Genomic DNA, 26396 nt, shown 5'->3' on the forward strand with positions numbered 1-26396 from the left:
TCTCTATCAAAACTGTTTGATTATCGGTCCTGGGCGCCCAAAATCAAGGTCGCGCGTTCCTCCTCGACGGTTTCCAGCGCTTCGCTGAATTCTGTCGCCGGGACAACGGGTCGTGACATGGTGAAGCGGCCGGACCATCCGCGCGTCCGCCAGATACCGGCTACCGTATTCCCATCGGCACTCAGTTCGCCCGTATAGGCCACCGAATGGACGGCGCCGCCCGTGCCGTCATACGTCTTGGTGAAGGAGACGACGCCGTCCCTGCACGTACCCTGGACATGGGCAAACAGGCGCATGGCACCGCGCATTGCGAAGGTATTGGGCTCGTCGGTCCGGCCGGTCAGCAGGCCGCCGCAATCATCGATGCTGGCGATGAACGTTACGGGCGCTTCGCCGAGCGGATAACCATACTCGCCGAACCAGACTCCGGTCAGATCGATTGTCATCTTGGCCCCTTGCGCAATCGAGTGGTGTCGGTTGGGGCCACAGCCGTCAAGGGCAATAAAAAAGGGCGAAGCTTTCTGGCTCCGCCCTTTTCCGGTTCGTTCGATCGAAGGATCAGCCCCAGTTGGCCATCGCCTTCTGGAAATTCTCGTCGACCTTGTTGAGGAAGCCCTCGGTGGACAGCCAGCCTTGCTGCTCGCCCACCAGGAGCGCCAGGTCCTTGGTCATGTAGCCGGCTTCCACCGTCTCGATGATCGTGTCCTCCAGCGTCTTGGCAAACTTCTGAAGGTCTTCATTGCCGTCCATACGGCCGCGATGGGTCAGGCCCTGCGTCCAGGCGAAGATGGAGGCGATGGAGTTTGTGGAGGTCTGCTCGCCGCGCTGGTGCTGGCGATAGTGGCGGGTGACCGTGCCGTGGGCGGCTTCCGCTTCCACCGTCTTGCCATCGGGAGACATCAGCACCGACGTCATCAGGCCCAGCGAGCCGAAGCCCTGCGCCACGGTGTCGGACTGCACGTCGCCGTCATAGTTCTTGCAGGCCCAGACGAAGCCGCCGGACCATTTCATGGCCGCGGCAACCATGTCATCGATCAGGCGGTGCTCGTAGGAGATGCCCTTGGACTGGAAGGCGTCCTTGAACTCCGCGTCGAAGACTTCCTGGAACAGGTCCTTGAAGCGGCCGTCATAGGCCTTGAGGATGGTGTTCTTGGTGGACAGGTAAACCGGCCAGCCACGCTGCAGGCCGTAATTGAACGAGGCGCGCGCGAAGTCGCGGATCGACTCGTCCAGATTATACATGCCCATGGCGACGCCGGCGCTCGGGAAGTTGAAAATCTCGTACTCGACCTCGTCACCGCCGTCTTCCGGAGTGAATTTCATGGTCAGTGTGCCCTTGCCCGGCACCAGGAAGTCAGTGGCGCGATACTGGTCGCCGAAGGCGTGACGGCCGATCACCATCGGCTGTTGCCAGCCCGGAACCAGGCGCGGAATATTGGAAATCACGATCGGTTCGCGGAAGACGACGCCGCCGAGGATGTTGCGGATCGTGCCATTCGGCGAGCGCCACATCTTCTTCAGGTCGAATTCCTCGACGCGGGCCTCGTCCGGTGTGATTGTCGCGCATTTCACGCCGACGCCGTATTCCTTGATCGCGTTGGCGGCATCGATGGTGATCTGGTCATCGGTCTCATCGCGCTTGGTGACCGAGAGGTCGTAGTATTTCAGATCAATGTCGAGATAGGGCAGGATCAGCTTGTCCTTGATCATCTGCCAGATGATGCGGGTCATCTCATCGCCGTCGAGCTCGACGACCGGGGTATCGACTTTGATCTTCGCCATGGGTGTTCTGCTTTCTTTTCGGACGTACGGGAGGTGCGCCCGCAGGCGCACGAGAGAATTTGCGCGCTCTCTAGCATCGGTCATTGAGTCAAGGAAGGCCCGGCCTGAAAAAGCGCGCGCCTGTCCGCCACCGTAACTTTCTCTCCGCCTTCGAACATTGTTAACTGCCGCTGGCGCCGGGGGGCGTATCGGCACGGGACGCATAATGACAATCATTCGGATCGGATTTGCACTGGCGCTCGCCATGATCGCTTCGGCCTGCGACGGCGCGGGCGGCGCGGCGGAGGACAGCGCGGCCCTGATCGAGGGCACCGGTGTGACGGCAACGGTTTCGGAACGGGCCGATGGCCGTTTCGACATCGAATACGTCTTCGCGGCGCCGCAGACCGCGATGATCTTCAGCCGGTCTACGGGCGATTATCGCGTGGGCGCCTGGGAGATCGCGGAGGAGGGGGCACGTCTGGAGCGCCTCAACGGTTTCGATACGCTGGTATTCGATGCGCCCGTATCCCGGGTCTCGCTGGTCGCCGAGCCGCGTTTCGTCAATCCGGAGGGCGATTACAGCCCCTTCGTCGACTTCTCCGATGGTGGTCTCGCCCTGTTCACCGGCCAGTTCGACCTGATGCCCGTGGCAGACGCCGACGCTGCCGCTGCGCTGGACGGCCGTCTTGATCGCTGGCGCGGCGAACAGCCTGTGCTCGGTGTCCGGGTCCGCTCCGGCCGGCGGATGGTGTTCGACGGCGCCGTTCGTGAGAGCGCGATAGAAGACGTGTCGCTCGGCGGTGGGAGTTTCGTCTATCTGGGCGATGGCGAGATCGTTGAAGGGCGCAGCTATATCGGCGTCATCGACCGGGGCTTGCCGGACTGGGTGCTCGCATCCATCGATCGGGACATGGAGGCGATCTTTGCGCTCTATGAAGCGCGCTGGCAGCGTCCGCTCGACGAGCGGGCCGTGCTCTATTTCGCCTTTGGCGGCTACGACAATCCGGGCTTTTCCAACAAGGGCGGCGTCTCCGGATCGGTGATCATGCTGGACTCGTCCGGTGAGGCGATGCGGACGGAATCGCCACGCCTGCGCAACTATCTCAACTGGTTCTTCGCCCATGAAGTGGCGCACCAGTTCCAGAATGCCAGCGGCGCCCGCAATGGCGACACGGCGGACAGCTGGATCCATGAGGGTGGCGCCAACACGATGGCGAATGCGCTGGTTGCCGGCATGACCGAAGAGCCTGACACTTATATCGATACCGCCTACGCCCAGGCTTGGACGAATTGCCTTCCGGCCTTGCAGAACGGTCCATTGCGCGGCGCGGGAGCTCGCGGCTATTTCGGCGCATATTACGATTGCGGCGCGCTCGTCTCATTGATCGCAGAAGCGGGCGCACCGGACGGGGACATCTATGCAATCTGGCAGGCGATGCAGTCGGCTGCGCTCGACATGGACGAGCCCGTCAGCGCTGACCTCTTCTTCGCGGCCATGTCGGGGCTGGGAGCTGAAGCGGATCTTGTCCGGCAATTGCGCCGGATCGTGATCGAGGGCGTCGCCGATCCGGCCGGCGAACTGCGCGCAGCGATGGACTTGGCGGGCCTTATGCCGGAGTTCGACGAAAACGGCCAACTGACAGGGTTTGTGCACAATCCATGACTGAGACTCCCGCCTTCATCCTCCACACGCCTCAGCTGGGCGAGAATATCGGCGCGGCGGCGCGCGTAATGGGGAATTTCGGCCTGCCGGAGCTCGTGGTGCTCGATCCGCGCGATGGCTGGCCGAACGACAAGGCGATCACGATGTCAGCGGGCTCACCGGTCCTCGGCAATGCGCGCGTGGAATACCGTTTGACCGATGCCACCCACGACTTCAACCGCCTTTACGCCACCACGGCGCGGCCGCGCGGCATGGAGAAGCCGGTTCTCACTGCCCGCCAGGCGGTTGCCGAGATGCGGGCCGCCATCGCCGCTGGCGAGCGGGTCGGCGTGATGTTCGGCGGCGAGAAGTCCGGACTGCCCAATGAGGCGGTGACCATGGCCGACGCCATCATCACCCTGCCGGTGGATCGCAGCTTCTCCTCGCTCAACCTGGCCCAGGCCATCGCCGTGATCGCCTATGAGTGGAAAGCCGAGGAAGCGACGCCGGCGGAATTCGAGCCGGTCTCGGACATCGCCAAACGCGAAGATCTCGAACGCATGTTCGAGCATTTCGAAAGCGAACTCGACCGTGCCGGCTTCTTCCATCCGCCGTCCAAGACCCCGCTGATGGTCCAGAACCTGCGCAATGCCTTCATCCGCGGCCGCTGGACCGAACAGGAAGTGCGCACCTTCCGTGGCGCCGTGAAGGCCCTGACCCTGGGGCGCGGCAAGGCGCGGATCGTGCGCGAGGACTAATCCTCCGTCAGCGCCCCGAACAGCTCGAAGGCAAAGTCGGGCGCTTCGAAATCCTTGTGATTGCCCTGAACGGCGAGGGTCAGATCCGATCTGCTGTCATGAATGACTGCCGACCGGTAGCCGCCGAAATCGCCGCCATGGGAGATGCGGTAGCCGCCGTCTTCATGGAAGCGCACATAGATGCCCAGCCCGTAGCCGCGTGTGCCGGCCTCGTCGAACGCATTGAGACCGGCCCGCATGATGGCGCCTTCTGCTGCGAAACGGCCCTCATCGCCCAGCGCGCGGTACAGCGTGCCGAGGTCGTCCGGCGTGGTGACCCAGCCGCCGCCTGTCCATTCATGATCGAGATTGGACTTCAATGTGCCGCGACGCGCGGTGGCCTGACGGCCGAACAGGCCGCGTGTATGTCCGGCCGCGAGATGCTCGAAAGTCCGGCCCTGCAGGGGCTCGGTGCTCGTCGTGCCCAGCGGTTCGATCACAAGGCGTTGCGCGAGGTCATAGAACGCTTCGCCGGTTGCGGCCTCGATGGTCAGGCCGACCAGGATGTAGTCGGTATCGGAATAGGAAAAGTGCGCGCCCGGTTCGCCCTCGGCCGCATCGCCCGCGACAAAGCCGACCAGCTCGTCGGGGGAATAGCCGCGATTGCCGCGGGTCAGGCCGGCAAGGAAGAAGTCGACGTCTTCCAGATAGTCCGGCACGCCGGCGGAATGGTTGAGCAGCATGCGCAGAGTGAGGCGGTCTGCATTGGCCAGCCTGTCCCACCAGTCCCGCTCTGCCAGCCAGGTCGAGACCGGCGCGTCGAGGTCAAGCGCGCCTGTTTCGGCGAGCTGAACCGCGACCAGGGCGGTGATCGTCTTGCCGACACTGCCGGACAGGAAACGCGTGTCGCTACCCACGGGGAGGTTTTCGCGCGGGTCGGCGAGGCCAGCGTGCAAGTCGATCCGCTGGCCATGCGCTTGCAGGAGGGTGACCGACAGGCCCGGTGTCTCGCCGTCTTCGACGGCGGCATTCATCTGTGACCGGGCGAGCTCTGCCAACACGGCCGGATCAGCGGCCTCTGCAGGAGTCGCGGCGAGGAAAAAAACAATCGGTATAATCAGGCGCATAGGGGTGCCTAAAACCGGGGGTGGGCGGGGTCAAGGCCAGGTGTCGTTGCCGCAGGCCCGCAGCGGCTTGGCGATCCTGCCGCCGCACCGGCAGCGCACCCATTGACTTCCCTGTCCTGGCAGGTAAAACCCCCGCTTCCCTCGCCGGGGCCTGCCCCCGGATCGTTTCACTTTAACGGGACGATGCGTGGACCGCCGTTTTGATCGCGTGCTGATGGGGGAGAGCGCGCCGGGCCGCATCGAATAGAGAGAACATGTCGAAGCGTCATTCGCAGAAATACAAGATTGACCGCCGCATGGGTGAGAACCTGTGGGGCCGTCCGAAGTCTCCGGTCAATTCGCGTTCCTACGGCCCGGGCCAGCACGGTCAGCGCCGCAAGGGCAAGATGTCCGATTTCGGCCTCCAGCTGCGCGCCAAGCAGAAGCTGAAGGGCTATTATGGTTCCATCACCGAAAAGCAGTTCCGCCGCACCTATGACGAGGCTTCGCGCCGCAAGGGTAACACGACGGAAAACCTGATCGGCCTGCTGGAAAGCCGCCTGGATGCGATCGTCTACCGCGCCAAGTTCGTGCCGACCGTCTTCGCTGCGCGTCAGTTCGTGAACCACGGCCACGTCAAGGTGAACGGCGTGAAGACCAACATCCCGTCCTTCCGCTGCAAGCCGGGTGACGTGATCGAGGTTCGTGACCGCTCGCGTTCCATGGCCCTGGTGCTGGAAGCGCTGGAAAGCGCCGAGCGCGACATCCCGGATTATATCGACCTGGATCCGAAAGCCATGAAGGCCACCTTCGTGCGCATGCCGGAATTCGCCGAAGTGCCGTATCCGGTGCAGATGGAACCGAACCTGGTCATCGAATTCTACTCCTCGTAAGAGGACGAAATCCGACCTGGAAAACAGGCCGCTCCGGTTCGCCGGGGCGGCCTTTTTCTGTTCAGGTGCTGCCGGCCCCGGAAGGGGGCAATATGACGAGGTGTTCCTAGCCGCGCGGGGTATCCGGCCCGCTTGCCGCGTCGGCCTCATCGCTTTCCAGGCCGAGCCATCGCGCCGACAGGCCTGCTGTCAGCCCGTGCACAAGCAATGAGATGACGACGATCACGAATACCAGGTCGAAGAAGACCGGCGTGATCGGGCCCGGGCTGACCACCGGGAAGATTGCCAGGAAGATCGGTACCGAGCCGCGCATGCCCATCCATCCGATATAGGCTTGTTCGCGCCACGGGATACGGGTTGGCAGCAAGCAGGCAAAAACGGCGAGCGGGCGGGCGACGAGGATGAGGGCCGCGGCCAGGATCAGGCCGCTGACGATGACAGCGCCCAGCGTGGTCGGGGTCACGAGAAGCCCCAGCAGGACGAAAAGGCAGATCTGCGCGATCCAGGACAGACCTTCATGGAAATGGATGGCGCGTCGCGGCGGTGCGGCGCCATGATTGGCGACGACGAGGCCGAACAGATAGACCGCCAGGAAACCCGAGCCGCCGGCCAGTCCGGTGCCTGAAAACAGGGCGAGACCGGTGGCAAGCAGAAAGGGGGAGGCGAGCCCGGCCGGCAGGCGCAACCAGGCGAGAAGCTTGGAGGCCAGCCAGCCTCCGCCCAGGCCCAGCAGCGTGCCGAGGCCGAGCTGTGCGGCCAGAACGGGCAGGGTATCGACCAGGGCGCCGGGCGAGAGGCCCGCGCCGGCATCGACGATCTCGACAAAGCTGATTGTCAGAAAGATTGCGACCGGGTCGTTGATCCCGGATTCGACCAGCAAGGTCTGCCGGGGCCGTTGCGGCAGCCGGATACCGCCATGGCGCAGCGACATGAAGGTGGCGGCCGCATCCGTGGAACTGACAACCGCCCCGAACAGGAGCCCTTCCGCGAGCGGGGCTTGCAGCAGGAGGCTGTAGGCCGCACCAACCAGCGTGGCCGTCAGGACGACGCCGGGGCCGGCGAGCAAGCCAGCTGGCAGGGCTGCAGCCTTGACGTCTTCGAAGCGTGTATCGAGCCCGCCGGACAGGAGAATGAGGGCAAGGCAAACCGAGCCGACCGAATAGGTGAGCGCAAAATCTTCGAATTGTATGCCGCCGGGGCCGTCCTCTCCCAATGCCATCCCGACGAGGAGGAAAACCAGGAGGATCGGCGCGCGAAACCGCGAGGACAACGGTATCAGCATGATACTCAAGGCTATGGTGGCACTGATCAGGAGCAGGACTTGCAGCATGCAGCCTCCGTTCAAGGGTTCGACGATGAGTGGAGCGACCCCTGCGGATCACGCCGGTAATCCTATCCGAGCCGCGGCAAAAACCGAAAGACGATCTGTAGGATATGGCACCCTGTCCCGGGCGCGGGCAGGGATGCCACGAAAACGGGCAGGCGCCGACTTCCTTTCGCCTGATAGAAGCAAGGGGTTGATTCTCGCCAAATAACCGGCTTCATGTGATCTCCGTCACGGTCGCTGGGGGTGTTTGCCGGCTGTGCGGAATTCGTGTTGGGCAACACGGACGGGGGCGAGGGTGAAAGCAGTTTGGGGTGTTTTCACAGGCGTGGCGATGATGGCGTCGGCTTGTTCGGCGACCGGGAGTGCGGGCGATGAGGGACGCTCCGCATTCCTGCCGTCACTGCCCCCGATGCCCGCCATGCGCGCGCTTCCGCGTATCCGCTTTTCAGACATGCGCATTCCCGGCTTCGGCCAAGCGCCGGAAGTCGACCCGTCGCTCGAGCCGGTGATGCACTGGCGGGTGATCGACAATGAAATCCTCGTCGTACACGCCGACAGTCATGGCTGTACCGCGCGTTCGGACTTCACTGTTGATGTCGGCAGCTATGAGGGCGATGTCTACGCCGTCAGCCTGTTCCGGGACACACCGGATGCATGCAGCCGCGAAATGCCCTGGGGCGTGCAGCTGGCATTCGCGCTCGAAGAGCTGGGCGTGCCTGCGCAGGGCGAGGTCGTCGTGCTCAATCCGCTTGAAAATGCCCGGCCTGCACCCGGCCGCCGCGCTGTCGCGGCGCGTTGATACAAAGCCGGCCGGAGCCCGGAAAAGGGGTCAGGCCGGTTCGATCAGGCCTTTCTCGCGCAGATAGGTCTGCAGCTCGCCGGTCTCGAACATTTCCTTGATAATGTCGCAGCCACCCACGAACTCACCCTTGATGTAGAGCTGGGGGATTGTCGGCCAGTTCGAGAATTCCTTGATGCCCTGGCGGATGCCATCATCCTCGAGCACGTTGACGCTCTCGAAATCGACCTGGAGATGATCCAGCACCCGCGCCACCACGGAAGAGAAGCCGCATTGCGGAAACACCGGCGTGCCCTTCATGAACAGGACGACGTCATTATTCTCGACGGTGGACTTGATGACGTCATGAGCAGTGGTCATGGCGGGACTCCCTGTTGGATGTGTCCGTTCAGCTAGGAAGCGGAGGCTCGGGCTTCAAGAGCCGCCAGCCGGGCATTCTCGGCCAGATTGGCGTGGCGTGTTGTCAGGCACATTAGCGCATCTGCCGGTCCGTTTTCGAGCGCCCATTTCAGGCTCAGCTGCGGTGTATTGACCGGCGCGGCCGCAGCGTTGCCCGACAGGCTGCGTCTGGCCTGCCGGGCCCAGTACCACAGATCTCCGCGAGAGCGGGGCAGGCGGCGGCGTGACGTGCCGGCCATCACCTCGATACCCAGTACACGCAGTCCGGCCGCGCGGGCCCGCTCCAGCCGGGCCGTCTCGATGTCGGAAAGCCCGGGATTGACCGGCGCCATGATCGCCTGGAACGCCCCGGTATCGATGGCAAAATCCAGCTCGCCGCCGCGTCCGCAAACACCGAGATGGCGCACCATGCCGCGTTCGCGGAAAGCCTGGAGATGGCGGATCAGCTTGTCGCTCATCTCGGTCGCGGCGGGACCGTGCAGCAACAGAAGGTCGACATGGTTCATCGACAACCGGTCCAGCGAGGCGCGCAGGGACATTTCAACCGCGCCGGCGGAAAAGTCGCGGTGCCCACCCGGACCGACACCGGCTTTGGTGGTCACGAAAACCTTGTCGCGGGGAAAGGCCTTCAGAGCGCGGCCCAGGCGGCGTTCCGCTTCGCCCTTGCCATAGGAGGGGGCGGTATCGAAAAGGGTGATCCCCAGGCCCACTGCTTGGCGGATGAGGTTCTCCGTCGCGTGACGCGGCACGCCCCAGCTGGCGTGCGGGCCGGATACGCCGAAGCCGAGACGGGAGAAAGCGGGACTGTCGATCACGATGACTCAGGCGGCCGGGACACGGGTTTCCAGGGCGAGGGCGTGCAGCTCGCCGCCCATCTTCTCGCCCAACGCGGCATAGACCATCTGGTGCTGGGCGACGCGCAGCTTGCCGCGGAAGCTTTCCGACGTGACCACGGCTTTCCAGTGGTCATTATCGCCGGCCAGGTCTTCCATCTCGACATCGGCATCGGGAATGCCGGCCTTGATCAGGGCGATGATATCTTCGGCAGGCATGGGCATGGCGGCTCTCCGGGCGGTGACGGATGTGTGATCCGGCGTGTTGCGTTGTGCCTTTTACCGGACCGGTGTCGGGCGCATATCGGGGGCCAAGCTAATCGCCACGACCGCAAGGGAAAAGACCATGAGCCTGTTGTTGACTGCCAAAACCTGTCTTCGCCTGTCGCTGGGCGCTGCCAATCTCGCACTGGCGGTCTTCCTGCTGGCCGGCGCGGCCTTTGCCGGCGAGCAATATGTCGACCGGGACGGACGGGCCGTCAGCGGTTTCGACGTGGTCTCCTATCACACTGCCGAGACCCCGCAGATGGGCCTGGCCGATATCAGCGCGGAGTATAATGGCGCCGTCTGGCATTTCGCCAGCGAGGCCAATCGCGAGGCCTTCCTGGCCAATCCGCAGCGCTATATCCCGGCTTATGACGGGCATTGCGCCTGGGCGGCCTCGCGCGGCTACAAGGCGCGTACCGATCCGCAGGCCTACCGGATTGTCGATGGCGTGCTTTATCTGAATTACGATGCCGGCATCCAGCGCCGCTGGGAGCGCGATATCGACGGCTTCATCACGCAGGCCGATGCCAACTGGCCGGAGCTGGAAGGTGAGCCCGCCGCCAGCCCGCCGCGCGGCTGGTTCCAGTGATCCGCAGATACTGACCTAGATTTCAGTGGGTTCCCGGCGTGCGCCGTGGCAAGCTCCCCCGGATTGATCAATCCGGGGGAGTTTTCATGCGGTCCATCCTGTTCAGTGCTGCCGTTTCGTTTGCCGTCTTTACCCAGGCGGGTTGTGCCCAGGAGGCGCCGGCGCTCGATCGCGCGCAATTGCTGGAAGACCTGCGCATCCTTGCTGCCGACGAGATGGAAGGCCGCGAAGTAGCGACCGAGGGAAATGCCCGGGCCCGCGCCTACATCATCGAACGGCTCGAGGGTATCGGCGCCGGTCCGGTGAACGGCAGCTATGAGCACAGCTTCACCTTCTCCCTGCCGACCAATCCGGACGAAGACATTACCGGTGTGAACATCCTGGCGCAGATCGCGGGCACGTCGGACAGCGCGCGCACGCTGGTTGTCACGGCGCACTATGATCATGAGGGCATGCGCGACGGGCAGATCTGGAACGGCGCCGACGATAATGCCTCCGGCGTGGCCTCGGTGCTCGCGATTGCCGCGGACTTTGCTGCCAATCCGCCCGAGCATGACGTGATCTTCGCTTTTGTCGATGCTGAGGAGCGGGGCCTGCAGGGCGCGCGCGCCTTCGTCGCCAACCCGCCCATCCCGGTGGAGAACATCACCTTCAATCTCAACATGGACATGGTGGCGATGTCGCAGGATCGCATCCTGTGGGCCGTCGGCACCTATCACTATCCCTTCCTCGTCCCGATGGTCGAGGAGGTCGCGGCGCGCGCGGATGTCTCGATGCCGATGGGGTATGACGAGCCGACCGAGGTGCCGGGCGGTGACTGGACACTGCTGACGGATTCAGGGGCGTTCCACGTCGCCGGCATCCCCTTCATCTATCTCGGTGTCGACTTCCACCCGCACTACCACCAGCCGACCGACACGTATGAGAACATGACGCTGGACTTCTTCCAGGACGCCTCCGCCGCCATCCTCGACTTCGCCCGGGAGGCGGATGAGCGCCTCGACGAGATCGGTGAGGCTGCGGGGCGCTGACAAGGCTTCCCCTGCGAAGCGGGGGAAGTGGCCGAGCCCGGCCTTGGCCGGGCAAGGTCGATGGGGGTGATACATGCGCGCTGGCGCGCTTTGCGCCGCTGGGCGGCGCCCCCTCAGTCCGCTTACGCGGACGGCTCCCCCGCAGGCGGGGCGAGCCCTGATGTGCCGCCGCTTACGACAAAACGGGATACTACTCAGCCGCTTCGACGAGCTGGTCCATCAGGCCGGGCATCCAGCCTTCCCAGGCCGTACGCAGGCGGTCGAGTTCCAGCGGGTGGGCGCCGTTGACGCTGATCGTGGTGCCGCCGGCGAGGCCGACCACCTGGACCGGGATCTCGTCCGCCTTGGCATCCTGCAGGATGGCGATGGCGTCTTCCTTCCGGGCGGCGATCAGATAGCGCGACTGGTCCTCACCGAAGAGGAAGCCGTGCATCGGCGGATTGGCGCCCTCATGGGCCAGCTTGATGCCGCACTCCGAGGCCAGGGCCATGTCAGCTGCGGCGCAGGCGAGGCCGCCATCGGAAATATCGTGACAGGCGGTCAGGCGGCCGGTGCGGATCTGGCCGCGCACGAAATCGCCATTGGCCTTTTCCGCGTCGAGATCGACATGCGGGGCGTCGCCGTCCTCGCGGTCCTCGATGACCTTGAGATAGACCGACGCGCCCATCACGCCCTGGGTCTCGCCGACCAGCAGCAGGATATCGCCTTCCGTCATGCCGCCGAAGCCGGCCCGCTTGCCGATATCCGGGATCAGGCCGACACCGCCGATCGCCGGGGTCGGCGGAATGGCGGCACCATTGGTCTCGTTGTAAAGGCTGACATTGCCGGACACGACCGGGAAGCCGAGCGTGGCGCAGGCCATCGCCATGCCGTCGATACAGCCGACGAACTGGCCCATGATTTCCTCGCGCTCGGGATTGCCGAAATTCAGGCAGTCGGTGATGGCGATCGGGTCGGCACCGGTGGCGGTCAGATTGCGCCAGGCTTCGGCCACGGCCTGCTTGCCGCCCTCGAACGGGTGGGCATAGCAATAGCGCGGCGTGCAGTCGGTGGTGATGGCCAGCGCCTTGGCTGTGCCGTGCACGCGCACGATGGCCGCGTCGGACGGATCCTCGGAGGAGGCCGCCGTATCCGCCATCACGTGGCGGTCATACTGTTTCCAGATCCAGGATTTGGAGGCCATGTCCGGCGAGGCCATCAGCTTCAAGAGCACTTCGCCCATATGATCGGGCTGGGCGATGTCCTTGGCGTGGATCTGGGCACGCACTTCCGGTGCGAAATAGGGGCGCTCGTATTTCGGCGCATCGTCGGCCAGCGGTGCGACCGGGATGTCGCACACGGTCTCGCCCTTGTGGGTCAGCACCATGCGGCCGGTATCGGTCGTCTCGCCGATCACGGCGACATCGAGTTCCCATTTGCGGAAGATCTCGTGCGCGACGTCCTCGCGGCCCGGCTTCATGATAACCAGCATGCGTTCCTGGCTTTCCGAGAGCATCATCTCGTAGGCCGTCATGTTGGCTTCGCGCTGGGGAACCTTGTCCATGTCCAGATGGATGCCGATCCCGCCCTTGTCGGCCATCTCGACCGAGGAGGAGGTGAGGCCGGCGGCGCCCATGTCCTGGATGGCGGCGATGGCGTCGGTCGCCATCAGTTCGAGGCAGGCCTCGATCAGCTTTTTCTCGACGAAGGGGTCGCCGACCTGGACGGTGGGACGCTTCTCCTCGGAGGCATCGTCGAATTCGGCCGAGGCCATGGTGGCACCGTGGATGCCGTCGCGGCCGGTCTTGGAGCCGACATAGACGATCGGCTGGCCCGGCTCGGCGCCGCGGGCGTAGAAGATCTTGTCCGCATCGGCCAGGCCCACCGCCATCGCGTTGACCAGGATATTGCCGTTATAGCCGGCGTGGAAATTCGTCTCGCCGCCGACCGTCGGCACGCCGACGCAATTGCCGTAGCCGCCGATGCCGGCGACCACGCCGGAAACCAGCTGGCGCGTCTTGGGATGGTCCGGCGCGCCGAAGCGCAGCGCATTCATCAGCGCCACCGGGCGCGCGCCCATGGTGAAGACGTCGCGCAGGATGCCGCCCACACCCGTCGCCGCACCCTGATAGGGCTCGATGAAGGAGGGGTGATTGTGGCTTTCCATCTTGAAGATGGCGGCCTGGCCGTCGCCGATATCGATCACGCCGGCATTCTCGCCCGGGCCCTGGATGACCTTCTCGCCATCCGTCGGCAACCGGCCCAGATGGGCGCGCGAGGACTTGTAGGAACAGTGTTCCGACCACATGACCGAGAAAATGCCCAGTTCCACGAGGTTGGGCGCCCGGCCCAGACGGTCGAGGATGATGGCGTATTCTTCGTCATTGATGCCGTGCTCGGCGACGATCTCGGCGGTGATGCCTTCGGCGTATTGGGTCATGTCGCTCACGCGCTCCCGAGAAGGGATTCAAACAGTTTCAGCCCGTCCGTGCCGCCGTGTTTTTCGTCCACGGCGCGTTCCGGGTGGGGCATCATGCCCATGACATTGCCCTGCTCGTTGGTGATGCCGGCGATGTCGCGCTTGGAGCCGTTCGGGTTTCTGCCATAGCGGAAGATCACCTGGCCCTCGCCCTCGATCCGGTCGAGCGTCTCGTCATCGGCGAAATAATTGCCGTCATGGTGCGCGATCGGCACGATCAGTTCGGCACCGCCCTCATAGTGCGAGGTGAAGCGGGTATTGGCGTTCTCCACCGTCAGCTTCGCCTTTTCGCAGACGAATTTCAGGCCGGCATTGCGCATCAGCGCGCCGGGCAGGAGGCCGCTTTCGGTGAGGATCTGGAAGCCGTTGCACACGCCCAGGACCGGCGCACCGGTGGCTGCGTGGGCCACAATCGCCGGCATGATCGCCGAGCGCGAGGCCATGGCGCCGCAGCGCAGATAGTCGCCATAGGAGAACCCGCCCGGCACCATCACGAAATCGGTGCCCTCGGGCAGTTCGCTTTCCTGGTGCCAGACCATGGCGGGGGCGTGGCCCGTGACTTTCGCGATCGCATCATGGGCGTCGCGGTCGCAATTGGAGCCGGGGAAGACGATGACGGCGGATTTCATCTCGGCCGGACCCCGCTATTCCAGCTCGATCGAGTAGCTCTCGATCACCGGGTTGGAGAGGAGTTTGGCGCACATTTCCTCGACCCGGGTGCGGGCCTTTTCGGCATCGTCGCCGGTCAGGTCCAGCTCGATCAGCTTGCCCTGGCGGGCCTCGACGACTTCGTCATAGCCCATATTGTGCAGCGCGCCGGCGACGGCGGCTCCCTGGGGATCGAGGACGCCGGGTTTCAGATAGACGTGGATTTTCGCTTTCACGGGCTCGACTCGCTTTCAAGGCCTGAAATTCGCGCCCTCAATAAAGCGACATGGCCTTGGGCGCAATTGATAGCCCCGTGTGATTCAGCAGGGCAGGGATGCGGGGGCGCGGCTGCGGGCGTCTGCAAGGAGATTTTTCGCGAAATCGCGCCCGCCCTGTCCTGCGGAAATCGGAGTTCGGGGTGGGCATGTTCCGTGCGCTGAGTATCCATTATCCGCTTGCCGAGGAGGGGGCCGTATCCGGTTTTCCAGGTCAAGGGCGCCAAGGCGCCGCTCTGCGGTTTCACCCTTGAGCTGGAAAACCGGATACGGCTGACTGGCCGGCATGCGCCCTATGGATGATTGCGAGCGAGGCTCGACCCTCGCACGTATCAAGCCGTCATTCCGGCGAACGCCGAACAAAAAAGGCGCCGCCCGCGGGCAGCGCCTTGTTCTTTGGCAGAACGCAGAGCGAGCCTATTTCTGGTTTTCGCCGCTGCCCTGGCCGTGTTCCTTCATGATGCCCAGGCGGCGGGCCACGTCGGCATAGGCCTCGGTGACATTGCCCAGATCGCGGCGGAACCGGTCCTTGTCCATCTTCTCGTTGGTTTCCATGTCCCACAGGCGGCAGCTGTCCGGGCTGATCTCGTCAGCCAGCACGGTGCGCACCATGTCGCCCTCGTAGAGACGCCCGAATTCCAGCTTGAAATCCACCAGGCGGATGCCGGCGCCCGAGAACATGCCGGACAGGAAGTCATTCACCCGCAGCGTCATCGCCATCATGTCGTCGATCTCCTGGGTGGAGGCCCAGTTGAACGCCGTGATGTGCTCTTCGGACACCATCGGATCGCCCAGCTCGTCCTTCTTGTAGTAGAATTCGACGATGGAGCGGGGCAATTGCTCACCTTCCGGCACGCCCAGACGCTGGCTGATCGAACCGGCGGCGACATTGCGGCAGACCACTTCCAGCGGAATGATCTCGACCTGGCGCACCAGTTGTTCGCGCATGTTCAGACGCTTGATGAAATGGGTCGGAATGCCGATCCGGCCGAGACCGAGCATGATATACTCGGAAATCCGGTTGTTCAGCACGCCCTTGCCTTCCAGCGTGGCCTTCTTCTGGTTGTTGAAGGCGGTGGCGTCGTCCTTGAAATACTGCACGATCGTGCCCGGTTCGGGGCCTTCATACAGGATCTTGGCCTTGCCTTCGTAGATCATCTTGCGGCGGGACATCGGCGGACGCTCCGTTGGCGGTCGGCCCCGGCCAGCGGGGCGGTCGACCCGAAAAGAGAGACGCGGCCCGAATCGAGAACCGGACCGCGCATCGAAGGGGGAAAATATCCGCGTGCGCGTCCCTCTGCAACGCTTTGCCGCGGTGCGGTAGGATTGTTTCGAGATCGCCGCAGCCTTGTGTGCGGTGAAGATTGATTTAGACCCCTTGCCGAGCTAGTCACTCGGGCAAATGGACATCCTCAAGGAGAGACCCATGTCGGGCATCAACGATCGCGAAAAAGGCTTCGAGAACAAGTTCGCGCACGACCAGGAACTCGAATTCAAGGCGGCCGCCCGCCGCAACAAGCTCCTGGGCCTGTGGGCTGCCGAGCTGATGGGCCTCGACGGCGAAGCCGCGGCCGAATACGCCAAGTCGGTCATCGTTGCCGATTTCGAGGAAGCCGGCGATGACGACGTCTTCCGCAAGGTGCGCGGCGATCTGGACGCGCGCAATGTCGAGCTCTCCGACCACCTGCTGCGCAAGCAGATGGACGATCTTCTCGCCACGGCCCGCCAGCAGATCCAGGCGGAAGGCTAGGTCCGGGATCGATCACGCGCCTCGCCCGTGACCGGGGAGGCGCGTCAGCCCTCGACGCTCTCCAGCCGGTCGACGACGACCAGCCAGCGCTCCAGGGCTTCGCGGATACGGGCACGGTCATAGTCCATCGTGACGATCTCGAAGACCTGCCCGGTCTCGCGATCCATCAGCACGAGGAAACCGGTGCGTCCGGCCAGCTCGTCATAGAGCGGCGCGATGCCCTCTTCCTCGGCCATGCCGCGCAAACCGTCGCGCTCGCCCCAGGTGAAGTTGAAGCGCACCCAGCCGATCGGCTCTCCCGTCAGCGCCTCGCGCACATCCTCGACCCGCGGTTCCAGTACGCGGCAGGCGCTGCACCAGGATGAGCGGAACATTGCGGCCACCAGGCGCGGCTCGTCCGCCGGCGCCGCCTCGTCCCAGGCCGCCCGCACGAAATTCGGTCCGAGAAACAGGGCCAGTCCGGCCAGTGCGGCAGCAATCAGTCGCATGTCGATCTTCCTCCAGGACGTCCCGTTTAGCCGTGGCGTACGCGGCGGTCACTGCACGAAGCGATCACGCTGACGTCATTCCGCCGCATCCGGCTTTACCAGACCCGGCAGGCCGTCGATCGACCGGGCATTGCCGGTATAGCGGCGTTCGCGCCAGACCGCGTCGTCGCGGTGCTCATTATAGCGGATCAGCTGGTCGCGCTCGCCCTTGAAGTCGTAGAAGGGCACGCCCCAGCCGCAGCTGTCGGCGATGCGGTGGATCTTCGCCGTGATGATCGCGCGCACCTTCGGGAAGTCCGGGAAGAGGGCCTTCTTCTCGGCAAAGCCCGGATCGTCGAAACAGGTCGCTTCGCCCGTGCCATAGAGGCGCACTATGTTCGCCGCGCCCTCGAAGGCGCAGAACATGAAGGTGATCCGCCCGTTCTGGCGCAGATGCGCAATCGTCTCCACACCCGACCCGCCCAGATCGAGAAAGGCCACCTCGTTCGGCCCCAGTATGCGGAAACTGTCATAGCCCTTGGGCGAGACATTCACATGCCCCTCATCGCCCGACGGTGCTGTCGCGACGAAGAACATCTTCTGCTTTTCGATGAAGGCCGCGAGGCGATCGTCGATCGAGTCGTAGAGCTTGGACATGAGGGGAATTTAGGGGGCTCTTCCCCGCAAGCCAACAAGCGCATTTGTCATCCCGGCCGAATGCCCCGCGCCGGCGGGGCGCAGAGCCGGGACCCATACGCGCCGATCTAGGCCGTAAGCAGGCTCGATAACGGCGTCAGTGGGATGAACACCGGGATTATGGGTCCCGGATCTTCGCCCGGCTCAGGGCCGGGCATGCGTCCGGGATGACAAGCGTCGATAACTGGAACGCCTACGCCCCGAACACCCGGCGGAAAATCGTGTCGACATGCTTCATGTGGTAGGCCTCGTCGAAACAGGCCTCGATCTGTTCGTTGCCCAGAAGCGCGGTGACCTCGGCGTCGGCCTTGAGGTGGTCGACCAGCATGCCGCCTTCATCCCAGGTTTTCATGCCGTTGCGCTGGACGAGGCGATAGCTCACCTCGCGGCTTGCGCCGGCCTGGGTGAGGGCCAAAAGGACGCGCTGGGAATTGTGGATGCCGCCATAGGCGTTGAGGTTTTCCGCGCAGCGGTCGGCATGCACGATCAGTTTCTCGATCATGCCGGCGGTGCGGTGCAGGGCGAAGTCCAGATGCACATTGGCGTCCGGGCCGATGCCGCGTTCCACGGAGGAGTGGGAGATGTCCCGCTCGTGCCACAGCGCCACATTCTCCATTGCCGGCACCACGGCCGAGCGCACCAGGCGCGCCTGGCCGGTCAGGTTTTCCGTCAGGATCGGATTGCGTTTGTGCGGCATGGCCGACGAGCCCTTCTGGCCCGGCGAGAAATATTCCTGCGCCTCGCGCACTTCGGAGCGCTGGAGATGGCGCACCTCGATGGCGATATTCTCGATCGCCGAGGCGATCAGGCCCAGAACGGCGAAGTAGTTGGCATGGCGGTCGCGCGGGATGACCTGGGTGGAGATCGGCTCCACCGTCAGGCCCATCTGTTCGGCGACATGCTCTTCCACGGCCGGATCGACATTCGCGAACGTGCCGATGGCGCCGGAAATGGCGCAGGTGGCGATCTCGTCACGCGCCCGCACCAGGCGTTCGCGATTGCGGGCAAACTCGGCATGAAAGCGCGCGAATTTCAGGCCCATCGTCATCGGCTCGGCATGGATGCCGTGCGAGCGGCCGATACAGGCGGTGTATTTATGCTCTTCCGCGCGCGCTTTCAGTGCCGCCAGCACGCGGTCCATGCCTTCCAGCAAGAGGTCGGCAGACTGTTTCATCTGCACGGCGAGACAGGTGTCCAGCACGTCCGAGGAGGTCAGGCCCTGGTGGACGAAACGGCTCTCCTCGCCGACATGCTCGGCCAGATGGGTGAGGAAGGCGATGACATCATGCTTCACCTCGGCCTCGATCTCGTTGATCCGGTCGACGTCGAACTCGACGTCTTTCGCTTTCCAGACAGCCTCGACCGCCGATTGCGGCACCACACCCAGCTCCGCCAGCTTCTCCGTCGCATGCGCCTCGATCAGGTACCAGATCCTGTACTTGTTCTGGTCGGCCCAGATGGCGGCCATTTCCGGACGGGTATAGCGGGGGATCATCGGCGGTGCTCCGCGTTTCATTGGCTGAAGCGCGGGGGATGCGATGAAAGGCGCGTGGGGTCAAGTGGCGCGCTTCTTTCCTCCCCACATCGTGGGGAGGGGGACCCGCGAAGCGGGGGAGGGGCCGCCGCGTGAGCGGCGGAAGGGTTGAGCCGAGCGTCTTTCGCGGCCTGAGGCCGCGACCCCTTCGACCCGATGCTGCGCATCGGCCCACTTCCCCATGGAATGGGGAAGAAAGAAGCTACATCGCCCCCCAATCCTCATCATCCGGCTATTCGCGGCAGTTACGCTACTCGATCTTCACCAGCTCAATCTCTGTGAAAGAAAGCGGGGGCCACCGGCGAATGCCGTTTTTTGCCTCGATGGGACGAAGAACAATCAGTGCCGGCAGGAAAGCAACGCCCAGCACGCGGACCCAGGCAGGAATGCTGGCCGGAACCGTGACCTGGAACCGCAGGAGGTATTGTCCGATCGTCGGGCCTTGGCCCAGGCCCCCTCGGCCCAGATACAAGATGATCGGTGCAAAACTGGCGAGAAAGATCAGGACAGTTACAAGGTCGGTGGCACGCACATAGTTGCGTTGAAAAGATCCAGCCCACTGCCCGGTATGCGCGGCCTCGATCAGCAAGGGGACCGCCGCAATCAGCGGCGCCAAGGCCAAAAGGGTCAAGAAGAAATCGACGACCCAGGCGATCAGGACATGGCGCTTCTTGATCGTGCCGGACTGCGCTGGCTGAGCAGGCAGATTGCCCAGAACGAGAATAAGGCTCAGCGCTGATCCCGCTGGTATCAGCGCATACACGCTCCAAGCGGCGCGGACCACGCAGTCTCCATTCGAGCAGATGGTCTGGCTCATCACCTCGGTATCGAGGAAAAGGCTGATCAGGAAGATCGCGGCGAGGCAGGCCCATATGACCAACCGGCTCTCGCGGATCTTTTTCAATCGCCCACTCACATCGCCCCCCAATCCACCTCGCTGTGCCGGTCCAGCGCCACGGCCCCGTCCGGCATCGTGTATTTCAGCCCCGACCCGCAATTGAACAGCACGCATTCCGCGTCCCGCGCCACAAGCCCGTCGCCCATGGCTTTTTCCATGGCCGCCAGCGTTGCCGCGCCTTCGGGGCAGAGCAGGAGGCCGTCCTCCCGCGCACAGCGCGTCCGCGCCGTCTCGATCGCCTCTTCGGTCACCGCCACGGCCGCGCCCTCGCTCTCGCGCACGGCGTCCAGGATCAGGAAATCACCGATGGCCTTGGGGACGCGGATGCCCATGGCGGCGGTCTTGGCGTCGAGCCATTCCTCGGCGTGGCGTTCGCCGGCCTCGTAGGCCTTGACGATGGGGGCGCAGCCCTCGGCCTGGACGGCGAACATTTTCGGGCGTTCCGGGCCGATCCAGCCGAGCTTTTCCATCTCGTCGAAGGCTTTCCACATGCCGATCAGGCCGGTGCCGCCGCCGGTGGGATAGAAGATCGCATCGGGCAGTTTCCAGCCCATCTGGGCGGCCAGTTCCAGGCCCATCGTCTTTTTGCCCTCGATCCTATAGGGCTCCTTGAGGGTGGAGACGTCGAACCAGCCCATCTCGTCCTTGCCGGCCGCGACGAGGGCGCCGCAATGATGGATATAGCCGTTCACCTTGAAGACCCTGGCACCCTGCAGCGCCATTTCGTTGAGGTTGATTTCCGGCGTGTCCTCGGGGGCAAAGCAATAACTCTCCATCCCCATCCGGCTGGCATAGGCCGACATCGCCGCGCCGGCATTGCCATTGGTCGGCATGGCGAGGCGCTTGATGCCGAAAGAGTGCGCCATGGCGACGGCGAGGGCGAGGCCGCGCGCCTTGAACGAGCCCGTGGGCAGGCGGCCCTCATCCTTCACCCACACCTTGCCGGTCGCGCCGGAGGCCTTCGCCGTGGCGGGCACATCGATCAGCGGGGTGTCGATCTCGCCGAGACGGCAGATATCCTCGCTGTCATGGACCGGCAGGAGCTCGCGCCATTTCCAGAAACCGGTGTTGCGTGCCCAGATCGCGCCGCGATCGATCTCACCCTTCATCTTCTCCAGATCATAGCGCGCCAGCAGCGGCTTGCCGGCATCGGAGAGATTGTGCGGCGTGTCGATCTCGTAGCGCTTGCCGGTTTGCGAGCATTCCAGATGGGTGAAGTAGAAGGCGCGATTGTGCATCTGTGTCCTCGAGGTTGCGAAGGCCGATCATAACAGGGACGCGGGACGCGCCCAGCGGTTCCCTCTGCCTGTCAGCGGTTTTGATCAGCCTGTGCTTTTCCCCGGGGTGCTGCAGCTATTCCCAGATAATCTCGCTGCCGGGTGTCGCGGTTCGCAGCCGCTCGTTCGCGATGCGGGCCCGGGCAGGGCCATTGCGCAGGAGATAGGCATCCATCATGTCGAGCACCAGCAGGGTCATGGCCTGGTAGGCCGGTGCCGTCTGCGCGACCGGGCGGCGTGCATCTTCACCCCGGGCGAACCCGTTCAGCATGATGAAGGTCGATCCCAGCTCGCCATGACCGAGTTGCGGCAGGCGCACGACATGACGGTCGGGCGAAGGCGCCGCATCGACAATCTCGCGCGTCTCCGGGAAATTCTCTGCCGGCTCCGAGAAGACATGCATGTGCGGCCGGTCGAAGCGGGCAAGGTCGAACCCGGTGCTCTCGCGCACCGCGCCGATCAGCATGTCGCGCCCTTCCGATCCGTCGAGGGACACAAAGACCCTGACCCGCGGCTCCTGCATCGTCAGCAGCGTGCCGACGGCGCCGCCGCGGCTGTAGCCGACCACGCCGAGGCGGGACGTGTCGGCAAAGGCCAGCGTGTCTGCAACGCGCAGGGAGAGCCGGATATCGGCCAGCTGGTTCTCGATACCCGCCCGGCCGGACGCCTGGGCCCGGGTCCCCATGCCGACCGAGGGCGTGGCGATGACGACGAAACCCTGGCGGGCGAGTGTTTCAAGCAGGACGGTATTCTCATAAGGGTGCGAGGACACGCTGGCGGCATAGACGATCACCGGGAACGGTCCGGCAGCGGGTGTCGCGTCGAGCCGGGTCCGGGTCGGAGCATCCAGGAATGCGTCCAGCCGGCCGGCGTCCGCACCCCGGTCGATGGCATGCTGCACAATGCCGGCGACGCGTTCGGCCCGTGCGGCTGGTGTCCCGTCATCCGCCGAGCGCGCGGCGGCGTCGAAGCCGATGGTTTCGCGGTGGGAGAGGATGCGGCCATCGGCCTCGGCGGGATACCAGACCATGACCTGCACGGTTCGTGGTTCGCCTCCCACCCGCTGTTCTGGGTCGGCGGCATGATGGACGTAGAGACCGGCTTCGTAGCGGGCTGTCAGGGGCGGGGCGAGCAGGCTGTGCGCGGATTCAGCACCGGTGCCGGAGGCGGGGAACAGGATCAGCGCCAGGATGGCGCCGAGCAGGCGGATGGACATGGACAACCTCACACGCAGGCAAACAGGCCCGAAAGGCTAGTGGAGTGCGTGGCGCGCTGCGCCCGAAACGTGCCGAGCGGCCGGAGAGGTGATGCGACGGTCTCAGCTGCCGGTCAGCTGGCCTCAGGCGGTGACAGGGTCACGGTCGAACCAGATAAGGCCGGTGCGCTTGCCCGGTTCCGGTGAACCGATCTCCTGCTCCAGCCGCAGCTGGCGGGCGGCACCGAGCGTCGTCAGTTCCAGCGCGGTTTCCACCGTACCGGCCTCGCCCAGCGTGCGGATCTCGCCATTGAGGAAGACCAGATGCGCCGCCGGCCGCGGCTCGCGCGCCAGTCCGGAGAACAGGCCGGCAGGGTTGAGGATCAGGCCGGCCAGGGCCATGAGAAAACGTTTCATGGCCGCGCGCTTAGCAGGATGTCGCGGCGGGGCGAGCTAGATCAGCCCCAGCGTCTTGAAACTGGCCGTGTTTTCGCGGCCGATCACGAGGTGGTCGTGCAGCACGATGTCGAAGGGTTTGCAGATATCCGCGAGGGTGCGGGTCATCTCGATATCGGCCTGGCTGGGCGTGGCATCGCCGGAGGGATGGTTGTGCACGAGGATGAGGGCGGTGGCCTCATGCGCCAGGGCGCGCTTGACGACTTCGCGCGGATAGACCGGGGCGTGGTCGATCGTGCCTTCGCCCAGCACCTCGTCGGCGATCAGCCGGTTCTTGCGGTCCAGGAAGAGCACGCGGAACTGTTCGGTCGTGGCGTGCTGCATGGCGGTGCGGCAATAGGTGACGAGCGCCGACCAGGAGGCGATGACGGGCCGGCCGATCACCTGTTCGCGGGCCAGCCGTTCGGCCAGCGCCTTGATGAGCTTGAGCTCGGCGGCGGTCTTTTCGCTGACGCCCTTCACGGTGACCAGCTGGTCGACGGAGGCCGAGGCCACGCCGCCCAGATCGCCGAAACGGGCGATCAGGTCTTTCGCGATCGGTTTGACGTCGCGTCGCGGGATGCAGCGGAACAGATAGAGTTCCAGCAATTCATAATCGTGAAGTGCCAGGGAACCCGCTGAGGTTAGTTTTTCGCGCAGCCGGTCCCGATGGCCTGTATGATGCGCGAGATCGGTCATGGATCAGCGGTTATAGGGCGGCCGGTCGAGGCCCTTGGGCGACTTGGTGAAAATCTCCACCCCGTCCTCGGTGACGCCGCAGGAATGCTCGAACTGGGCCGAGAGCGACTTGTCGCGCGTCACGGCGGTCCAGCCATCGGAGAGGACTTTCACGTCCGGACGGCCCAGATTCAGCATCGGCTCGACGGTGAAGAACATGCCCGGTTTCAGCTCGGGGCCTTCGCCATGCTCGCCGAAATGCAGCACATTCGGGCTGTCATGGAAGTTCTGGCCCAGGCCGTGGCCGCAAAAATCGCGCACGATCGAACAGCGGCGGCTCTCGCCATATTCCTGGATGATCGCGCCGATCGTGCCCAGCGTCACGCCCGGCTTGATGGCCTCGATACCCGCCATCATCGCCTCATAGGTCGTGTCGATGAGGATTTCGGCCTTCCGCTTCGGCTCGCCCGCCACATACATGCGGCTGGTATCGCCGTGCCAGCCATCGACGATCACGGTGACGTCGATGTTGAGGATATCGCCATTGCGCAGCGGTTTGGGACCGGGAATGCCATGGCAGACCACATGGTTCAGCGAGGTGCACAGCGAGTGGCGGTAGCCCCGGTAGAACAGGGTTGCCGGCATGGAGCCGTGATCGAAGGCATACTCGCGGGCCAGCTTGTCGAGATGCTCGGTCGTGACACCGGGTGCGACCTCTGCGGTCAGCATGTCGAGGATCTCTGCGGCCAGGCGTCCGGCCTTGCGCATGCCGGCAAAGCCTTCCGGCCCGTGCAGCTTGATCTTGCCGTCGCGCGGTGCGCTGGCGGCGTCCTCGTCGGTCACGATCTCGTAGGCGGTCGTCAAGTCAGCAATCCTCCATCTCGTCCTTATATACAAAAGCGCGCGCCGTTTGGAACGGCGCGCGCCTGCATTTTCCGATTTCCGAAGAAACTAGTTGTCTTCGCCGGCGTAGAGATTGCCGAAGAAGCTGTCCTCGTTCCAGGCCGGCCGCTCGTCGCTGTCGGCGACTTCGCGGGCGATCATGTAGTTGATATTGGCAAACTTGGCGCCCTGTTCGAACAGGACCTCCAGCTCGCCATCCAGCTGATCGGTCGGGCGGTGATAATAGGTGTTCAGGAAACCCATGAAGCCTTCGCCCTGGTCCCAGCGTGGATCCGGCGAGGAAAAGCCGGTCATCAGGAAGAGCGACGGCACGCCTTCGCGCACGAAGTTGTAGTGGTCCGAACGCACGAAGAGCGATTGTTCCGGCAGCGGGTCCGGGCTGATGGCAACATCCAGCTGGGCGGCCGCGCGCGTGGCGATCGGGCCCAGATTGGAGTGGTTGGCACCGAAGGCGATCACGTCGGAGAAATCATAGACGATGACCGGCATGTCCAGATTGACATTGGCAACGATCTGCTCGGCCGGAACCGTGGGATTGCGGGCGAAGTGCTCGGAACCCAGAAGGCCTTTTTCTTCCGCCGCCAGGGCAACGAAGACGATGGTCCGGCGCGGCGTGCCGTCTTCCAGGAAGGTGCGGGCCGTTTCCAGCATGATCGACACGCCCGATGCGTTGTCGACGGCGCCGTTGCAGATCACGTCTTCCTCGTCGGAGGAGCGGCAGGAACCGCTGGCCCGGCCCAGCTGACCATCATTGCCGATATGGTCGAGGTGGGCGGTGAGGACGACGATTTCATCGCCCAGTTCCGGATCGGCGCCGCGGATCATGCCGACGACATTGGGATCGCTGAACGGTTCGGAAATCGTGCGCTGGCGCATGGTGACGGTGTGCGGCAGGTCGAAGCGCGGGAAGCTCGGCTCCTCGGCCTCCAGCGCGGCCGTGACCTCTTCCAGGCTCATTTCCGCGCCCTCGAACAACGCCGCGGCCAGATCGGCGCCGACGCTGGCGGACACCTGGATATTGTCATAGCCGGACGGACCGGTCGCCGGGGTCAGACGGACAGCCGGCAGCGAGGCATAGCCTTCCGCATAGCCCGCCGTGCGTTCATTGTCCCAATCGGTCAGGGTGATCATGCCGATGGCGCCGTGGGCGGCGGCGACATCGCGTTTTGTGGTGGAGGAGTTGTGGTGGGCGCGCTCTTCGCTGATACCATCGAAAACACCGCCGGGAACGCCGCCGAGCACGACCACGATCTTGCCGTCGACATCGACGTCGGCATAGTCGTCATGATCGCGATTGGCAGCCGACACGCCGTGTCCGACAAACACCAGCTCGCCGGTGATTTCGGCTTCCAGCACGGACGGGTTCGACCAGATCACGACACCTTCGCCCTGGGCATATTCGGTGCCGTCTAGGCTGAAGCGGTTGTACTCGCCGTCGGCGTGGACATCCTGCATCGGCACGTCGGCGAAATAGGTGCCGTTCTCGCCGGCCGGCTCGAGGCCCAGAAGGCGCATCTGCGAGGCGACATAATTCGCGGCGATCTCGTAGCCGTCAGACCCGGCATCGCGGCCAGCCATATAGTCTGATGCCAGGAAGCGGATGTGGGCTTCGATATTGCCGGCGCTCACATCGGGCGTGAACGCGGTGGCGGTCTGCGCCTCGTCAGACCCGGTCTCGGTGTTGCACGCGACCAGCGCCAGGCCGGCAATTGCCGGAACCAGATACTTCATCAAAATGGGCCTCCCCCAGAGGTGTTATTCTGCGCGGAATATAGACCGGACAAGCCCGGGCTCA

At 64.3% G+C, this 26396-nt stretch carries 28 protein-coding genes; 7 read left to right on the plus strand and 21 right to left on the minus strand.

Annotated features, from left to right (window positions below; genetic code table 11):
* Positions 1 to 20: 20 nt before the first annotated feature.
* Both ACXAJV_RS05965 and ACXAJV_RS05970 read right to left on the minus strand, forming a co-directional pair.
* Positions 21 to 446 carry a hypothetical protein gene (locus ACXAJV_RS05965; protein WP_475083021.1) on the minus strand — a complete coding sequence of 142 codons (426 nt, stop codon included), beginning with the start codon at positions 444 to 446 and terminating at the stop codon, positions 21 to 23.
* Between the two features lie 112 nt (positions 447 to 558).
* Positions 559 to 1782 carry an NADP-dependent isocitrate dehydrogenase gene (locus ACXAJV_RS05970; RefSeq protein ID WP_475083023.1) on the minus strand — a complete coding sequence of 408 codons (1224 nt, stop codon included), beginning with the start codon at positions 1780 to 1782 and terminating at the stop codon, positions 559 to 561.
* Between the two features lie 205 nt (positions 1783 to 1987).
* Between ACXAJV_RS05970 and ACXAJV_RS05975 the strand changes: the two genes are divergently transcribed.
* Together ACXAJV_RS05975 and ACXAJV_RS05980 are read left to right on the plus strand one after the other, a co-directional pair.
* Positions 1988 to 3427, plus strand: coding sequence for a hypothetical protein (locus tag ACXAJV_RS05975; protein ID WP_475083025.1), 1440 nt, complete (start codon positions 1988 to 1990; stop codon positions 3425 to 3427).
* Positions 3424 to 4164 carry an RNA methyltransferase gene (locus ACXAJV_RS05980; RefSeq protein ID WP_475083028.1) on the plus strand — a complete coding sequence of 247 codons (741 nt, stop codon included), beginning with the start codon at positions 3424 to 3426 and terminating at the stop codon, positions 4162 to 4164. Before ACXAJV_RS05975 ends, ACXAJV_RS05980 begins: the two co-directional genes overlap by 4 nt.
* Here ACXAJV_RS05980 and ACXAJV_RS05985 read toward each other — a convergent pair.
* Positions 4161 to 5204, minus strand: a complete 1044-nt coding sequence (locus ACXAJV_RS05985) for a serine hydrolase domain-containing protein (protein ID WP_475083030.1) — start codon at positions 5202 to 5204, stop codon at positions 4161 to 4163. The two genes, ACXAJV_RS05980 and ACXAJV_RS05985, sit on opposite strands and share 4 nt — an antisense overlap.
* A 320-nt stretch (positions 5205 to 5524) precedes the next feature.
* On the opposite strand from ACXAJV_RS05985, the gene rpsD reads away from it, so the two are divergent.
* Positions 5525 to 6142 (plus strand): 30S ribosomal protein S4, encoded by a 618-nt coding sequence (gene rpsD / locus ACXAJV_RS05990; RefSeq protein ID WP_475083032.1) that lies wholly within the window; start codon positions 5525 to 5527, stop codon positions 6140 to 6142.
* 106 nt (positions 6143 to 6248) lie between these two features.
* On the opposite strand, the gene ACXAJV_RS05995 is transcribed toward rpsD, so the two are convergent.
* A complete protein-coding gene (locus ACXAJV_RS05995) occupies positions 6249 to 7472 on the minus strand; it encodes a potassium/proton antiporter (protein ID WP_475083034.1) in 1224 nt (407 codons plus the stop codon).
* 415 nt (positions 7473 to 7887) lie between these two features.
* Between ACXAJV_RS05995 and ACXAJV_RS06000 the strand changes: the two genes are divergently transcribed.
* Positions 7888 to 8268, plus strand: a complete 381-nt coding sequence (locus tag ACXAJV_RS06000) for a hypothetical protein (RefSeq protein ID WP_475083037.1) — start codon at positions 7888 to 7890, stop codon at positions 8266 to 8268.
* A 30-nt stretch (positions 8269 to 8298) separates the two neighbouring features.
* Here ACXAJV_RS06000 and grxD read toward each other — a convergent pair whose 3' ends face one another.
* Genes grxD through ACXAJV_RS06015 form a run of 3 tightly spaced genes read right to left on the minus strand, consistent with a single transcriptional unit; the run spans position 8299 to position 9725 of the window.
* The gene (gene grxD, locus ACXAJV_RS06005; RefSeq protein WP_475083039.1) at positions 8299 to 8628 is read right to left on the minus strand and encodes a Grx4 family monothiol glutaredoxin; all 330 of its coding nucleotides are present in this window, start codon (positions 8626 to 8628) and stop codon (positions 8299 to 8301) included.
* A 32-nt stretch (positions 8629 to 8660) separates the two neighbouring features.
* Positions 8661 to 9482, minus strand: coding sequence for an aldo/keto reductase (locus ACXAJV_RS06010; protein WP_475083041.1), 822 nt, complete (start codon positions 9480 to 9482; stop codon positions 8661 to 8663).
* Between the two features lie 6 nt (positions 9483 to 9488).
* On the minus strand, positions 9489 to 9725 hold the full coding sequence (locus tag ACXAJV_RS06015; RefSeq protein WP_475083044.1) for a BolA family protein: 237 nt from the start codon (positions 9723 to 9725) through the stop codon (positions 9489 to 9491).
* A 121-nt stretch (positions 9726 to 9846) separates the two neighbouring features.
* Here ACXAJV_RS06015 and ACXAJV_RS06020 point away from each other — a divergent pair, with 121 nt between their 5' ends.
* Together ACXAJV_RS06020 and ACXAJV_RS06025 are read left to right on the plus strand one after the other, a co-directional pair.
* Positions 9847 to 10356: a YHS domain-containing (seleno)protein gene (locus ACXAJV_RS06020; protein WP_475083045.1), complete on the plus strand. Its 510-nt coding sequence runs from the start codon at positions 9847 to 9849 to the stop codon at positions 10354 to 10356.
* An 86-nt stretch (positions 10357 to 10442) separates the two neighbouring features.
* Positions 10443 to 11387 (plus strand): M20/M25/M40 family metallo-hydrolase, encoded by a 945-nt coding sequence (locus ACXAJV_RS06025; protein WP_475083047.1) that lies wholly within the window; start codon positions 10443 to 10445, stop codon positions 11385 to 11387.
* A gap of 190 nt (positions 11388 to 11577) precedes the next feature.
* Here the strand turns inward: ACXAJV_RS06025 and purL are convergent, their stop codons facing one another.
* The 4 genes from purL to purC all read right to left on the minus strand — a co-directional run bounded on the left by purL (position 11578) and on the right by purC (position 15941).
* Positions 11578 to 13806, minus strand: a complete 2229-nt coding sequence (purL, locus tag ACXAJV_RS06030) for a phosphoribosylformylglycinamidine synthase subunit PurL (protein ID WP_475083050.1) — start codon at positions 13804 to 13806, stop codon at positions 11578 to 11580.
* Positions 13807 to 13811: 5 nt separating this feature from the next.
* Complete coding sequence (gene purQ / locus ACXAJV_RS06035; RefSeq protein WP_475083052.1) at positions 13812 to 14474, minus strand: phosphoribosylformylglycinamidine synthase subunit PurQ; 663 nt, start codon at positions 14472 to 14474, stop codon at positions 13812 to 13814.
* Between the two features lie 15 nt (positions 14475 to 14489).
* A complete protein-coding gene (purS, locus tag ACXAJV_RS06040) occupies positions 14490 to 14729 on the minus strand; it encodes a phosphoribosylformylglycinamidine synthase subunit PurS (protein WP_271185951.1) in 240 nt (79 codons plus the stop codon).
* 456 nt (positions 14730 to 15185) lie between these two features.
* Positions 15186 to 15941 carry a phosphoribosylaminoimidazolesuccinocarboxamide synthase gene (gene purC, locus ACXAJV_RS06045; RefSeq protein ID WP_475083054.1) on the minus strand — a complete coding sequence of 252 codons (756 nt, stop codon included), beginning with the start codon at positions 15939 to 15941 and terminating at the stop codon, positions 15186 to 15188.
* A gap of 253 nt (positions 15942 to 16194) precedes the next feature.
* Here purC and ACXAJV_RS06050 point away from each other — a divergent pair, with 253 nt between their 5' ends.
* Positions 16195 to 16518: a DUF1476 domain-containing protein gene (locus ACXAJV_RS06050; protein ID WP_475083056.1), complete on the plus strand. Its 324-nt coding sequence runs from the start codon at positions 16195 to 16197 to the stop codon at positions 16516 to 16518.
* Positions 16519 to 16562: 44 nt separating this feature from the next.
* Here ACXAJV_RS06050 and ACXAJV_RS06055 read toward each other — a convergent pair whose 3' ends face one another.
* The 10 genes from ACXAJV_RS06055 to ACXAJV_RS06100 all read right to left on the minus strand — a co-directional run bounded on the left by ACXAJV_RS06055 (position 16563) and on the right by ACXAJV_RS06100 (position 26332).
* A complete protein-coding gene (locus ACXAJV_RS06055; RefSeq protein ID WP_475083058.1) occupies positions 16563 to 17006 on the minus strand; it encodes a hypothetical protein in 444 nt (147 codons plus the stop codon).
* A gap of 75 nt (positions 17007 to 17081) precedes the next feature.
* Positions 17082 to 17642 (minus strand): pyridoxamine 5'-phosphate oxidase family protein, encoded by a 561-nt coding sequence (locus ACXAJV_RS06060; RefSeq protein ID WP_475083060.1) that lies wholly within the window; start codon positions 17640 to 17642, stop codon positions 17082 to 17084.
* Between the two features lie 232 nt (positions 17643 to 17874).
* Positions 17875 to 19176: an adenylosuccinate lyase gene (gene purB, locus ACXAJV_RS06065; protein ID WP_475083062.1), complete on the minus strand. Its 1302-nt coding sequence runs from the start codon at positions 19174 to 19176 to the stop codon at positions 17875 to 17877.
* Between the two features lie 289 nt (positions 19177 to 19465).
* Positions 19466 to 20119, minus strand: a complete 654-nt coding sequence (locus tag ACXAJV_RS06070; RefSeq protein WP_475083065.1) for a hypothetical protein — start codon at positions 20117 to 20119, stop codon at positions 19466 to 19468.
* Between the two features lie 8 nt (positions 20120 to 20127).
* Positions 20128 to 21351, minus strand: a complete 1224-nt coding sequence (locus tag ACXAJV_RS06075; RefSeq protein ID WP_475083068.1) for a threonine synthase — start codon at positions 21349 to 21351, stop codon at positions 20128 to 20130.
* A 115-nt stretch (positions 21352 to 21466) separates the two neighbouring features.
* Positions 21467 to 22606, minus strand: coding sequence for an alpha/beta hydrolase (locus ACXAJV_RS06080; protein WP_475083072.1), 1140 nt, complete (start codon positions 22604 to 22606; stop codon positions 21467 to 21469).
* Between the two features lie 123 nt (positions 22607 to 22729).
* A complete protein-coding gene (locus ACXAJV_RS06085; protein ID WP_475083075.1) occupies positions 22730 to 23002 on the minus strand; it encodes a hypothetical protein in 273 nt (90 codons plus the stop codon).
* A gap of 36 nt (positions 23003 to 23038) precedes the next feature.
* The gene (gene radC / locus ACXAJV_RS06090) at positions 23039 to 23719 is read right to left on the minus strand and encodes a RadC family protein (RefSeq protein WP_475083077.1); all 681 of its coding nucleotides are present in this window, start codon (positions 23717 to 23719) and stop codon (positions 23039 to 23041) included.
* Between the two features lie 3 nt (positions 23720 to 23722).
* Complete coding sequence (gene map / locus ACXAJV_RS06095) at positions 23723 to 24562, minus strand: type I methionyl aminopeptidase (protein ID WP_291886840.1); 840 nt, start codon at positions 24560 to 24562, stop codon at positions 23723 to 23725.
* Between the two features lie 87 nt (positions 24563 to 24649).
* Positions 24650 to 26332, minus strand: a complete 1683-nt coding sequence (locus ACXAJV_RS06100) for a M20/M25/M40 family metallo-hydrolase (RefSeq protein WP_475083080.1) — start codon at positions 26330 to 26332, stop codon at positions 24650 to 24652.
* Positions 26333 to 26396: the final 64 nt, after the last annotated feature.

Source organism: Maricaulis sp. ABE4_448 (assembly GCF_056160825.1).

What these genes read in the sequence shown, in the direction of transcription:
- ACXAJV_RS05965 (WP_475083021.1), bottom strand. Translation starts at nt 446, where the DNA reads ATGACAATCGATCTGACCGGAGTCTGGTTCGGCGAGTATGGTTATCCG.
- ACXAJV_RS05970 (WP_475083023.1), bottom strand. Translation starts at nt 1,782, where the DNA reads ATGGCGAAGATCAAAGTCGATACCCCGGTCGTCGAGCTCGACGGCGAT.
- ACXAJV_RS05975 (WP_475083025.1), top strand. Translation starts at nt 1,988, where the DNA reads ATGACAATCATTCGGATCGGATTTGCACTGGCGCTCGCCATGATCGCT.
- ACXAJV_RS05980 (WP_475083028.1), top strand. Translation starts at nt 3,424, where the DNA reads ATGACTGAGACTCCCGCCTTCATCCTCCACACGCCTCAGCTGGGCGAG.
- rpsD (WP_475083032.1), top strand. Translation starts at nt 5,525, where the DNA reads ATGTCGAAGCGTCATTCGCAGAAATACAAGATTGACCGCCGCATGGGT.
- ACXAJV_RS05995 (WP_475083034.1), bottom strand. Translation starts at nt 7,472, where the DNA reads ATGCTGCAAGTCCTGCTCCTGATCAGTGCCACCATAGCCTTGAGTATC.
- ACXAJV_RS06000 (WP_475083037.1), top strand. Translation starts at nt 7,888, where the DNA reads ATGCGCGCGCTTCCGCGTATCCGCTTTTCAGACATGCGCATTCCCGGC.
- grxD (WP_475083039.1), bottom strand. Translation starts at nt 8,628, where the DNA reads ATGACCACTGCTCATGACGTCATCAAGTCCACCGTCGAGAATAATGAC.
- ACXAJV_RS06015 (WP_475083044.1), bottom strand. Translation starts at nt 9,725, where the DNA reads ATGCCCATGCCTGCCGAAGATATCATCGCCCTGATCAAGGCCGGCATT.
- ACXAJV_RS06020 (WP_475083045.1), top strand. Translation starts at nt 9,847, where the DNA reads ATGAGCCTGTTGTTGACTGCCAAAACCTGTCTTCGCCTGTCGCTGGGC.
- ACXAJV_RS06025 (WP_475083047.1), top strand. Translation starts at nt 10,443, where the DNA reads ATGCGGTCCATCCTGTTCAGTGCTGCCGTTTCGTTTGCCGTCTTTACC.
- purL (WP_475083050.1), bottom strand. Translation starts at nt 13,806, where the DNA reads ATGACCCAATACGCCGAAGGCATCACCGCCGAGATCGTCGCCGAGCAC.
- purQ (WP_475083052.1), bottom strand. Translation starts at nt 14,474, where the DNA reads ATGAAATCCGCCGTCATCGTCTTCCCCGGCTCCAATTGCGACCGCGAC.
- purC (WP_475083054.1), bottom strand. Translation starts at nt 15,941, where the DNA reads ATGTCCCGCCGCAAGATGATCTACGAAGGCAAGGCCAAGATCCTGTAT.
- ACXAJV_RS06050 (WP_475083056.1), top strand. Translation starts at nt 16,195, where the DNA reads ATGTCGGGCATCAACGATCGCGAAAAAGGCTTCGAGAACAAGTTCGCG.
- ACXAJV_RS06055 (WP_475083058.1), bottom strand. Translation starts at nt 17,006, where the DNA reads ATGCGACTGATTGCTGCCGCACTGGCCGGACTGGCCCTGTTTCTCGGA.
- ACXAJV_RS06060 (WP_475083060.1), bottom strand. Translation starts at nt 17,642, where the DNA reads ATGTCCAAGCTCTACGACTCGATCGACGATCGCCTCGCGGCCTTCATC.
- purB (WP_475083062.1), bottom strand. Translation starts at nt 19,176, where the DNA reads ATGATCCCCCGCTATACCCGTCCGGAAATGGCCGCCATCTGGGCCGAC.
- ACXAJV_RS06075 (WP_475083068.1), bottom strand. Translation starts at nt 21,351, where the DNA reads ATGCACAATCGCGCCTTCTACTTCACCCATCTGGAATGCTCGCAAACC.
- ACXAJV_RS06080 (WP_475083072.1), bottom strand. Translation starts at nt 22,606, where the DNA reads ATGTCCATCCGCCTGCTCGGCGCCATCCTGGCGCTGATCCTGTTCCCC.
- ACXAJV_RS06085 (WP_475083075.1), bottom strand. Translation starts at nt 23,002, where the DNA reads ATGAAACGTTTTCTCATGGCCCTGGCCGGCCTGATCCTCAACCCTGCC.
- radC (WP_475083077.1), bottom strand. Translation starts at nt 23,719, where the DNA reads ATGACCGATCTCGCGCATCATACAGGCCATCGGGACCGGCTGCGCGAA.
- ACXAJV_RS06100 (WP_475083080.1), bottom strand. Translation starts at nt 26,332, where the DNA reads ATGAAGTATCTGGTTCCGGCAATTGCCGGCCTGGCGCTGGTCGCGTGC.